10 protein-coding genes are annotated in these 10,577 nt (G+C 61.3%); 1 reads left to right on the forward strand and 9 read right to left on the reverse strand.

The genetic code is table 11. The annotated features are described in order from the left end of the window. Window positions 1–127: 127 nt before the first annotated feature. Genes MTX36_RS29240 through MTX36_RS29280 form a run of 9 tightly spaced genes read right to left on the reverse strand, consistent with a single transcriptional unit; the run spans window position 128 to window position 9,048 of the window. The gene (locus MTX36_RS29240) at window positions 128–1,288 is read right to left on the reverse strand and encodes an acyl-CoA dehydrogenase family protein (RefSeq protein WP_243623162.1); all 1,161 of its coding nucleotides are present in this window, start codon (window positions 1,286–1,288) and stop codon (window positions 128–130) included. Window positions 1,289–1,326: 38 nt separating this feature from the next. Continuing rightward, complete coding sequence (locus tag MTX36_RS29245) at window positions 1,327–1,707, reverse strand: MaoC/PaaZ C-terminal domain-containing protein (protein ID WP_243623163.1); 381 nt, start codon at window positions 1,705–1,707, stop codon at window positions 1,327–1,329. 35 nt (window positions 1,708–1,742) lie between these two features. Beyond that, a complete protein-coding gene (locus tag MTX36_RS29250) occupies window positions 1,743–2,900 on the reverse strand; it encodes an acyl-CoA dehydrogenase family protein (protein ID WP_243623164.1) in 1,158 nt (385 codons plus the stop codon). 28 nt (window positions 2,901–2,928) lie between these two features. Further along, a complete protein-coding gene (locus MTX36_RS29255; protein ID WP_243623165.1) occupies window positions 2,929–3,732 on the reverse strand; it encodes an SDR family NAD(P)-dependent oxidoreductase in 804 nt (267 codons plus the stop codon). A 28-nt stretch (window positions 3,733–3,760) separates the two neighbouring features. Next, window positions 3,761–4,891 carry a CaiB/BaiF CoA-transferase family protein gene (locus MTX36_RS29260; protein ID WP_243623166.1) on the reverse strand — a complete coding sequence of 377 codons (1,131 nt, stop codon included), beginning with the start codon at window positions 4,889–4,891 and terminating at the stop codon, window positions 3,761–3,763. Between the two features lie 42 nt (window positions 4,892–4,933). Then, window positions 4,934–5,737, reverse strand: coding sequence for an SDR family NAD(P)-dependent oxidoreductase (locus tag MTX36_RS29265; protein ID WP_243623167.1), 804 nt, complete (start codon window positions 5,735–5,737; stop codon window positions 4,934–4,936). A gap of 54 nt (window positions 5,738–5,791) precedes the next feature. Beyond that, window positions 5,792–6,244 (reverse strand): MaoC family dehydratase N-terminal domain-containing protein, encoded by a 453-nt coding sequence (locus tag MTX36_RS29270; RefSeq protein WP_243623168.1) that lies wholly within the window; start codon window positions 6,242–6,244, stop codon window positions 5,792–5,794. Window positions 6,245–6,287: 43 nt separating this feature from the next. Beyond that, entirely contained in the window at window positions 6,288–7,454 is a 1,167-nt protein-coding gene (locus MTX36_RS29275) for a thiolase family protein (RefSeq protein WP_243623169.1), read from the reverse strand. Continuing rightward, window positions 7,447–9,048, reverse strand: coding sequence for a long-chain fatty acid--CoA ligase (locus tag MTX36_RS29280; protein WP_243623170.1), 1,602 nt, complete (start codon window positions 9,046–9,048; stop codon window positions 7,447–7,449). The genes MTX36_RS29275 and MTX36_RS29280 overlap by 8 nt, the downstream gene beginning before the upstream one ends. Window positions 9,049–9,380: 332 nt before the next feature. Between MTX36_RS29280 and MTX36_RS29285 the strand changes: the two genes are divergently transcribed. Then, entirely contained in the window at window positions 9,381–10,208 is an 828-nt protein-coding gene (locus MTX36_RS29285) for an enoyl-CoA hydratase (protein ID WP_243623171.1), read from the forward strand. Window positions 10,209–10,577: the final 369 nt, after the last annotated feature.

Below are 10,577 nucleotides of genomic sequence, written 5' to 3' on the forward strand. Positions count from 1 at the left end.
CGATGGCCGGCATGTCGGAGACATAGACCAGCACATCTCCGAGCAGTGGGTTTTATCGGACGCCCATATCCTTGGCGATGGCCGGCATGTCGGAGACATAGACCAGCACATCTCCGAGCAGTGGGTTCTATCGGACGCCCATATCCTTGGCGATGATCGTCTTCATGACTTCGCTGGTACCGCCATAGATCCGGCTCACCCGGGTATCGGCGTAAAGACGCGCGATCGGATATTCGAGCATGTAGCCGTAACCACCGTGCAACTGCAGGCACTTGTCGATCACTCGGCCCGCCATCTCAGTGCAGAACAGCTTGATCTTCGCCGCGTCGACGGCCGTCAGTTCGCCGGCATCGTCGAGTTCGATGCCGCGATCGACCATGGCTTGGGCTGCTTCGAGCTCGGTGGCGCACTCGGCCAGTACGAACTTGGTGTTCTGGAACGACGAGACCGGTTTGCCGAACACTTTGCGTTCGCTGACGTACTCACTGGCGAACCGGATGGCGGCTGCGGCTGCAGCCGTACCGCCGACGCCGATCGACAGTCGTTCTCGGGGCAGGTTCTGGCCGAGATAGTCGAATCCACGGTCTTGCTCGCCCAGAAGGTTCTCCACCGGCACAATGACGTCGGTGAAGAAGAGTTCGTTGGTATCGCTCGCTCGCATCCCGATCTTCTCGAGTTTGCGGCCGTATTCGAATCCGGGACTGTCGGTGGGAACCGCGAGCAGACTCAAACCGAAACGACGATTCTCAGGGGTGAGCTCGGACGTGCGAGCAACGACCAGGCACAGCTCCGAATTCACGGCACCGGTGATGAATGTCTTCGCACCATTGAGCACGTAGTGGCTGCCGTCCTCGGACAGCTTCGCGATGGTCTTGATGCCGGCCAGATCCGACCCGGTACCGGGCTCGGTCATCCCGATGCAGAGCATCGTGTCGCCGGAAGCAACCCCCGGCAGCCAACGCCTGCGCTGTTCGTCGTTGGCCAGCTGCAGCAGGTACGGGAGCACTACGCCGATGCTCACGTTGTAGTGACCGAGACCGATAGCAGCGCGATTGGCTTCCTCGGCGACGATGGCCTGAAACTTGTAGCTGGCATCTCCGGCACCGCCGAACTCCTCCGGAATGCCAAAGCCGGTGGCGCCGAGTTCGCCGAGCTGGTTGAACAACTTGCGAGGAACACAACCGTCCCGTTGCCATTCGGCGTAGTACGGGGTGACCTCTTTGGCGATGAAGGTACGGATCGTGTCGCGGAAGGCGTCGTGGTCAGCGTCGAAGATAGTGCGCTTCATGTCAGTGGTTTCGATTCTAGGCTCGGGGGCGATTAGGCTCAGGATGTGGTGACCACGGCGTTGCCGCGGAGGGTCACGGTTCCGTTCGGCAGTGTCATCGCGATGTCGAGGTGGACGACGCCGTCCTTGATCGCGACGACACTGCCGGAGCAGACAGGTGCGGCGTTGACTGGGGTGATCGCGGAGAAACGCACGGCGTACTCGCGTATCTGTTCTTGGGCGAAGTTGGTCGTCAAGAGCCGACCGAGATAGGCCATCGATAACATGCCGTGCGCGAACACGTCATCGATGCCGACGTCACGGCAAGCGTCGATGTCGATGTGCACCGGGTTGTGGTCCCCCGATGCGCCGGCATACAACGCGAGCGCGGTGCGGCTGATCTTGGGCGGTTCCAGAGTTAGGGTGTCGCCGATGTTCATATGAGTTCTCCATCTGGTCGTGACTCGTGCGGCCGTCACAGCCCCATGTCCTTGGCGATGATCGTCTTCATGACTTCGCTGGTACCGCCATAGATCCGGCTCACCCGGGTATCGGCGTAAAGACGCGCGATCGGATATTCGAGCATGTAGCCGTAACCACCGTGCAACTGCAGGCACTTGTCGATCACTCGGCCCGCCATCTCAGTGCAGAACAGCTTGATCTTCGCCGCGTCGACGGCCGTCAGTTCGCCGGCATCGTCGAGTTCGATGCCGCGATCGACCATGGCTTGGGCTGCCTCCAGTTCAGTGGCGCACTCGGCCAGTACGAACTTGGTGTTCTGGAACGACGAAACCGGATGGCCGAACACCTTCCGCTCGCTCACGTACTCACTGGCGAACCGGATGGCGGCGTTGGCTTGGGCCATGCCCGCCACACCGATCGACAGTCGTTCGCGGGGCAGGTTCTGCGAGAGGCAGGAGAACGCTTTGCCTTCGTCGCCGAGAAGATTCTCAACGGGTACTTGCACATCGGTAAAGGAGAGTTCGGCAGTGTCCATGCTGTGCCGGCCGATCTTCTCCAAAGTGCGACCTACCTCGAAGCCTGCCGAGGTGGTATCCACACACAGGATCGACAGACCTCTTCGACGGTTCTTCGGGTCGTGCGGCGCGGTGCGGCAGACCACAAGTATCAAATCCGACACCGCTCCACCAGTGATGAACGTCTTGGCACCGTTAAGCACGTAATGGCTGCCATCTTCGGACAGCTTCGCGGTGGTCTTGATGCCTGCCAGGTCGGATCCAGTGCCCGGTTCGGTCATGGCGATCGCGAGAAGGATGTCACCCCGTGCACACCCCGGAAGCCACCGTGACTTCTGCTCTTCGTTCGTGAGCGTGAGCAGGTACGGCAGAACGACGCCGGTGTTGACGTGGTGATGGCCGAGTGTGGCGCCTGCCCACGCCACCTCCTCGTGCATGATGGCCTGGTACTTGTAGCTGGTAGGGCCAAGTCCTCCGTACTGTTCGGGGATGTCGAATCCGAGCGCGCCGAGCTTGCCGAGTTCGGTGAACACCGATCGTGGAACCCGCCCCGACTTCTCCCACTCGGAGATATTCGGCATGACCTGCTTGTCGATGAACGCCCGGATTGTCTGCCGGAAGTCTTCGTGGTCTTGGCTGTAGATAGTGCGTTTCATTCTTGGTTTCCTCGATTGTTTCGACTGGTCAGACGCGTCCGGCGTCGACTATCAGGCACTGTCCGTTGACGTAGTCGGCGTCGCTGGTGCACAGCAGATAGACGGCGCCTGCGGCTTCGGCTGGTGTTCCGGGGCGACCGAAGGGAATGATCTTCGATGCCATCGCGGCCTTTTCCTCGCTGATCCCGACCTTGATGTCGCGGCCGTCGATCTCGAGAGTGGCTCCTTCTGTGGCAACGGCGTCGGTCATGCGGGTGAGGATGAAGCCGAACGCGACTGCATTGACGTTGACCTTGTAGCGGCCCCACTCCTTGGCGAGCGTCTTGGTGAGGCCGATGATGCCAGCCTTGGCGGAGGCGTAGTTCGATTGTCCGGGGCCGCCGAATACTCCCGCGATCGACGAGACATTGACGACCTTGCGGTGGTAGTCCACGGGGTGGGCCTTGAAGTACGGCTGGGCGGCGCGCAGGATCTGGAACGGTGCCTTCAGATGCAGATCGACGATCGCGCCCCACTGTTCGTCGGTCATCTTCTGGATCACGCTGTCCCACGTGTAGCCAGCGTTATTGACGATGATGTCCAGGCCGCCGAACGACTCCACCGCAGTATTCACGAAGCGTTCCGCGAAACCTTCTTCGGTCACCGAACCGATGCACGCAACCACCTGCCCGCCAGCGGATTTGATGTCTTGCTCAGTCTCGAGCGCCACCGCGGCATCAAGATCGTTGACGACGACCGATGCGCCTTCGGAGGCGAGCTTGAGTGCGACCTCGCGGCCGATACCGCGACCGGATCCGGAAACAATTGCGACTTTGCCGTCGAGTGTGCGCATGAGGTGTGTTCTTTCAGTCGGAGGACGGTCAGGCGAGCACGGACGCTGTCTGGTCGAGCTCAGCGAGAACCTCGTCGGTGTGTGCGCCGATAAGCGGTGAGGGTCGCGGCTGCGCGCTGGGCGTGCCGTGGAATCGTGGTGCAGGCGCCGGTTGGACGTAGTCGCCTTCGAACGTCGAGAACGTGCCGCGGGTGGCGTTGTGAGGGTGATCTGCCGCCTCGGCGATCGACAGAACCGGCGCCACACACGCTCCTCGTCCGTCGAACGCCTCGTCCCATTCATCCCGGGTGCGGGTCGCGAAGATCTGGGTGAGACGTTCCGTCATTTCGGGCCAACGACTCTGGTCGTTCTGTGCAGCAAAGAGCGGATCGTCATCTAGTCCGAGCACCTGCAGGGTTACGGCGTAGAACTGCGGCTCGACACAACCGACCGAGACGAATCGTTTATCTGCGCAGGAATAGTTGCGGTAAAAGGGTGCTCCGCCGTCGAAGACGTTGACGCCCCGCTCATCGACCCAGCGATCACGGGCTCGCAGCCCGTGGATCAGTGCCATCTGGATTGCGCTGCCGTCGATCATGGCTGCGTCAACGACCTGTCCGCGGCCGGTGGCCTTCGCGGCCAACAGTGCCGAGGTGATGCCCAGCGCCAGCAGCATTCCACCACCGCCCATGTCACCGACCAGATTCAGCGGTACCGGTGGCACGTCCGCAGCTGGGCCCATCGATCCCAGCACCCCGGACAGAGCGATGTAGTTTAGGTCATGCCCTGGCTCGGAGGCCAACGGGCCGTCCTGACCCCAGCCGGTCATTCGGCCGTAGACGAGCCGGGGGTTACTTTCGAGGCACACATCGGGTCCGACGCCGAGGCGTTCGGTTACCCCGGGACGAAACCCCTCGATCAGCGCATCCGCACTGTCGACCAACGCGAGCACCTTTCCGAGATCGTCCGAGTCCTTCAGGTCCAAAACAATGGAACGGCGATTGCGATGCAGCACAGGATGTCTCGACCGTTTTCCTGCTTCGTCGGGACGGTCGATGCGAATCACGTCGGCGCCCAGGTCCCCGAGAAGCATCCCGCAGAAAGGGCCAGGGCCGATGCCGCCGAGTTCTACGATGCGGAGATTGGAGAGCGGGCCTGGATTTTTCAGGGCAGGAGTCATATGAATCGATGTCTTTCGATCGGGGGTGGCGGGCGTGACTTCTCAGCGAGAGCCCGCATCCACATTCAGGCACTGTCCGTTGATGTAGTCGGCCTCGGGGGTGCACAACAGGTACACGGCACCGGCAGCCTCAGCCGGAGTGCCGGGGCGCCCGAACGGATTCGAGGTCTTGACCCGGTCCATCACCGACTGACTGACGCCGGCCTTGATCCTGCGGCCGTCGATCTCGACGAACACGTCGTCGCCCGCGAGTGCCTCGGTCATTCGAGTAAGGATGAAGCCGAACGCGACTGCATTGACGTTGACCTTGTAGCGGCCCCACTCCTTGGCGAGCGTCTTGGTGAGGCCGATGATGCCAGCCTTGGCGGAGGCGTAGTTCGATTGTCCGGGGCCGCCGAATACTCCCGCGATCGACGAGACATTGACGACCTTGCGGTGGTAGTCCACGGGGTGGGCCTTGAAGTACGGCTGGGCGGCGCGCAGGATCTGGAACGGTGCCTTCAGATGCAGATCGACGATCGCGCCCCACTGTTCGTCGGTCATCTTCTGGATCACGCTGTCCCACGTGTAGCCAGCGTTATTGACGATGATGTCCAGGCCGCCGAACGACTCCACCGCAGTATTCACGAAGCGTTCCGCGAAACCTTCTTCGGTCACCGAACCGATGCACGCAACCACCTGCCCGCCAGCGGATTTGATGTCTTGCTCAGTCTCGAGCGCCACCGCGGCATCAAGATCGTTGACGACGACCGATGCGCCTTCGGAGGCGAGCTTGAGTGCGACCTCGCGGCCGATACCGCGACCGGATCCGGAAACAATTGCAACCTTGCCGTCGAGAGTACCCATGATGTGATATGTCCTTTCGTTTGTTGAAAAATGTCGGTGCTGTGGGAGATGTAGTCAGGACGCCCGTGGGTCACGGACCACAGTCGTATTGCGCATCTGCGCGATCGGCTCCCCGTCCCGGGTGACCTCGGTAGTGCGGACGAAGAACCGCAGTGCTCCACGCTTTTTCTCGTACGTGTCGGTGACCTCGGTGGAGAAGTGAAGCGTGTCGCCCGCGTAGGCCGTCGTGTGGTAGGTGAACGCCTGCTCACCGTGCAGGATCGTGCGGATGTCGATACCTAGGTCCGTGTAGAATTTCGAGGGATTCGGTCTGTCCATGTCCAGGCAAAACACGAACGTCGGAGGCACCGGAAGATCGCGGTGACCCGCTTCCCGAGCCGCCTTGAGATCGGTGTAGACCGGATCGTTCTCGCCGATGGCCCGAGAGAAGAACGCCAGACGTCCCCTCTCGACGGTGCTGGAGTGCTCGGGGATGCGGGTCCCGATGACAGAGCTGGCAGATCGCATGTCGTCAATTCCCCTTCAATGGGAGGATTCCTGTGGATACGGGTCAGAAGAGTTCGAGAATCACGGCGTTGGCCATACCGCCGGCCTCACACATCGACTGCAGCCCGTATCGGAGTCCGTTGTCGCGCATGTGATGGACCAGAGTGGTCATGAGCCGCGCACCTGATGCGCCGAGCGGGTGGCCGATCGCCATCGCGCCACCAAGTGGGTTCAGCTTGGCGTAGTCGGCGCCGGTCGCCGCCAGCCAAGCCAAGGTGACCGATGCGAAGGCCTCGTTGATCTCGAACGCACCGATGTCGTCGATGGATAGACCGGAGCGCTCGAGTGCTTTGGCGGTGGCGGGTATCGGGCCCTTCGCCATGGTGATCGGATCCACTCCGGCAAGCGAAACCGAGTAGACGCGCGCCAGCGGAGTCCATCCTCGACGCTGTGCGACCTCGCTGGTGGTCACCAGGAGGGCGGCGGATCCGTCCGAGATCTGCGAAGATGTGCCGGCCGAAATCCGGCCATTCGTCTTGAACGGAGTTTTCAGCGTGGACATCGACTCAAGGGTCGAACCGCGGCGAATTCCCTCGTCGGTGTCGACCAAGGATGTCGATCCGTCATCTCCGGTGACCTTGACCGGCGCGATCTGTTGTTCGAACCTGCCCTGGTCGACCGCAGCTGCAGCGCGCGCATGGGAGTCGAGTGCGTGCTGGTCGAGCTGCGCCCGAGTGAGCCCGAACTCCTCTGCGATCAGCTCGGCACCGAAACCCTGGTTGAAGTCGGCGTGCGAGTAGCGTTCGCGCACTAAGGGACCGAACGGCTTACCGAACTCGGCAGCGTTGCGTGCCGAGCCGATCGGCACCCGACTCATGCTCTCCACCCCGCCTGCGATCGCGATGTCGTAATGACCGCTGATGACACCGGCAGCCGCGAAATGCAAAGCCTGCTGCGACGATCCGCACGCGCGGTCGATCGTCACGCCTGGAATCGACTCCGGCCAGCCGGCGGCGAGCACGGCGTACCGACCGACGCCTCCGGCCTGTTCACCGATCTGGGTGACGCATCCCCACAGCACATCGTCGACGGAAGACGGGTCAAGATCGTTTCGGTCGACTAGCGCGTTGAGGATGTGCGCGGACAGATCCACGGGGTGAACTCCGCTCAGTGCCCCACCTCGCCGCCCGACGGGGGTCCGGACAGCATCGACAATCACGGCGTCACGCATGCGTGCTCTCCCCTCCTACTGCACGATTATCGAAGTCGGTGGTCGAGGAACTTTCCGCTTGGGCCAGGTTGTCCATGTGTCGTTCTCGGAGAGTGCGTTTGAGCACCTTGCCAGAGGCTGTCAACGGCAACTGGTCGATGAACTCGACACTGCGCGGCACCTTGTATCCGGCGATTCGGGTTCTGACGAACTCTCGAATCTCCGTTTCGTCGGCCGCGGTCGCTACTTTGAGTACGACGACGGCGTGCACCCGCTCGCCCCAGTAGGAATCGGGTACCCCCACCACTGCGCACGCTGTGACGGAGGGGTGGGCCGCGACTGCGTTCTCGACCTCCGCCGAGTAGACATTCTCGCCGCCTGTAATGATCATGTCTTTGGCGCGGTCGACTACATAGACATAGCCACCTTTATCCAGATAGCCCATGTCGCCGGTGTACATCCACCCGTCTCGCAATACGGCTGCAGTCTCTGTCGGCAGGTTCCAATACCCGAGCATCAAGCTGTCGCCGCGACAGATGATCTCGCCGACGGAGCCAGCCGACACATCCTCGTCATTCGCATCGACGATACGAATCTCGAAGTGTGGTGTCGACCGGCCTGCTGAGCGAAGCCGGGCGCCCTCACCCACGTGATCCTGCTTCCCGAGAATCGTAATCATGCCAGTTTCGGTCATCCCGTAACCCTGATAGAACTCACTCTCCGGGAAGGCGCTCATTACCCGTTCGAGTACGGCCTGCGACATCGGTGAGGCGCCGTATCCGACAGTGCGCACGCTCGTGAGGTCGTAAAGATCACGCTCAGGGTGATCGACCAGCATCTGCAGCATGGTCGGGACCAGCATCATCGTGGTGACCCGATGCTTTTCGATCGCGGCGAGGACAGCCTCGGGCTGGAAAGACGGCACGAAGAGTTGCGCGCCACCGACCAGGTTCTGGGCGTTCCATGATCCGAGCGCGGCGATGTGGAACAGCGGCGCGGACACGAGAGTGACTCCCTCCTGACGCGCAGCGTTGTGCGCGACCTGCCCGCCAAAGGTCGATGTCATCACCCCTTGGTGACTGAGCAACACGCCTTTCGGTGCACCGGTGGTGCCACCGGTGTAGAACAGGACCGCCGGCTGTTGTCCTCCCATGCGGACGTCCTCGATGGGATCGGAGGCGAGGATCAGCTGTTCGTAGCCGAGACAGCCCTCCGGGGTCGCTCGATTTCCGCAATACACAACTGTTTTGAGTGACGGCGCGTCAGCACACAACTTGGGGACTATCGCGAGGAAACTGTCATCGATGAAGAGGACTTTGGTACCGGCGTCGACCAGCGAATAGACGATCTCAGCCGTGCTCCAGCGAGTGTTAACCCCGTGACTCACGGCACCGACCCACCACGTGGCATACAGCGTCTCGTGATACATGCTCGAGTTCATCGCGAGGATGCCGACCCGATCGCCCTCGACCACTCCCAACTGGCGCAGTGCGCCTCCCAGTCTCGCCACCCGATCGCCAATTTCTCGGGTCGTCCGAACCTGGTCTCCGCAGATTGTCATCGGCTCGTCCGGACGCATCCGAAGTGCGCGCTGCAGAGGCTGTGTGAGATGCATGGGCAGCTCCCGATCGCTTGAGGTAGTTGAACGCACGAGGAAGAACCCGATGCGGGAAACAGCGCCGACTGTCTGGCGCCTCTGTTGTGTACACCACATTATCAGGAGTTCACTTAGATCGGCAAGGCCTTAGTTTTGGCGGGCCTTCCAAGACTTGCAAGAGTTGTGGCAAATCTGATTAAGTGCAGTTAAATAGCCATTAGTAACCGGAAATGGTTCTCATTGAACGCGGATCGGACCTTGATCGGCCCCATTCGAACGATCCCTGAAATCGCCGCTAGCTATTTTCCGATTTTCCATTTGCTTTCGCAAGACTAGAAAGGGAGCACCATATGAGCGATACCAACGGACTCGCGATCCGACTCGACGACGGGATTCTCCGCATCGTCATAGATCGGCCCCACCGCATGAATGCGGTGACCACAGAAGTCCTAAACGAACTCACTGACACGTTCGAGAGATACGCCCTCAATCCCACTGTCCGCACCGCAATCCTCACAGGCAGAGGGCAAGCTTTTTGCAGCGGCGCCGACCTGACAACCGTTACCCCCGGCGCCACTCCGGCAAGCCACCGCATCGACGCCGCCAACCGCGTCGTGTCGGCGATACGCACGTTCCCCCGCCCTGTGATCGGCGTGGTCAACGGACCTGCAGTCGGCGTGGGAGTGTGCCTGGCACTGGCCTGTGACCTCACCATCGTCGCCGAGTCCGCCTTTTTCCTGCTCGCATTCACCAAGGTCGGCCTGATGCCGGACGGCGGTGCGACCGCATTGGTCGCAGCATCGATCGGACGAGCAAGAGCCATGAAGCTGGCACTGCTCGCCGAACGATTCGAAGCGCACGATGCTTTAAGTGCCGGGCTCATCGGCGAGGTGTGTCCCGACGACGAACTCACCGACCGAGTCGAATCCGTGGCCCGCCGTTTGTCCAACGGCCCCTGTGACGCTCTACACGCGACCAAGTTGGCGATCAACGATGCAACCCTCACAGAACTTGAGGCAGCGTTCGACAGGGAGCGTGACGGTCAGCTGATGCGACTGGCCGGCGAAGAGTACATCGAAGGGGTCGCGGCCTTTCTCGAAAAGCGGCCCGCGATCTTCAGACGTGCCGAGGGCACACAAGTCCCCGAAAGTCCGTGGGAACCCACTCGCTCGAAGTGATGCACATGCACGCACACCACACGCGAGCAGTCGCGATCGTGACCTGCTTCCGTCGGATGTCGACCGAAGTGATCAACGCGCCCACCCACAAGCAGACGAAGGACGGCTTCGTGCGAGTGATCGTAGAATTAAGAGCGCAACCTGGTCGCCTCCATCGCACACCTGTGATGAAGGCCTTTTATCCCGAGTCTGACGGCAAAAACAGATCTTCTGAACAGCTTGCGCATGAAGATTCAGCGGAAGCGGTTGAGTCGGCCTGAAGCGCGGTACCGATGTTGCCATCGGTCCGTTTCTTCAGGCCGCTCTCCGAACCCGGCGTGCCCATTACTGAGCACCGGGCTCTCCACAGTCTCTGCCGCTTGGCTGTTC

It is taken from the genome of Rhodococcus sp. ARC_M6 (genome assembly GCF_022810305.1).
GTDB lineage: Bacteria > Actinomycetota > Actinomycetes > Mycobacteriales > Mycobacteriaceae > Rhodococcus_F.

Excerpts from the sequence above, each read along its gene's own strand:
- MTX36_RS29240 (WP_243623162.1), bottom strand. The coding sequence starts at position 1,288 with ATGAAGCGCACTATCTTCGACGCTGACCACGACGCCTTCCGCGACACG.
- MTX36_RS29245 (WP_243623163.1), bottom strand. The coding sequence starts at position 1,707 with ATGAACATCGGCGACACCCTAACTCTGGAACCGCCCAAGATCAGCCGC.
- MTX36_RS29250 (WP_243623164.1), bottom strand. The coding sequence starts at position 2,900 with ATGAAACGCACTATCTACAGCCAAGACCACGAAGACTTCCGGCAGACA.
- MTX36_RS29255 (WP_243623165.1), bottom strand. The coding sequence starts at position 3,732 with ATGCGCACACTCGACGGCAAAGTCGCAATTGTTTCCGGATCCGGTCGC.
- MTX36_RS29260 (WP_243623166.1), bottom strand. The coding sequence starts at position 4,891 with ATGACTCCTGCCCTGAAAAATCCAGGCCCGCTCTCCAATCTCCGCATC.
- MTX36_RS29265 (WP_243623167.1), bottom strand. The coding sequence starts at position 5,737 with ATGGGTACTCTCGACGGCAAGGTTGCAATTGTTTCCGGATCCGGTCGC.
- MTX36_RS29270 (WP_243623168.1), bottom strand. The coding sequence starts at position 6,244 with ATGCGATCTGCCAGCTCTGTCATCGGGACCCGCATCCCCGAGCACTCC.
- MTX36_RS29275 (WP_243623169.1), bottom strand. The coding sequence starts at position 7,454 with ATGCGTGACGCCGTGATTGTCGATGCTGTCCGGACCCCCGTCGGGCGG.
- MTX36_RS29280 (WP_243623170.1), bottom strand. The coding sequence starts at position 9,048 with ATGCATCTCACACAGCCTCTGCAGCGCGCACTTCGGATGCGTCCGGAC.
- MTX36_RS29285 (WP_243623171.1), top strand. The coding sequence starts at position 9,381 with ATGAGCGATACCAACGGACTCGCGATCCGACTCGACGACGGGATTCTC.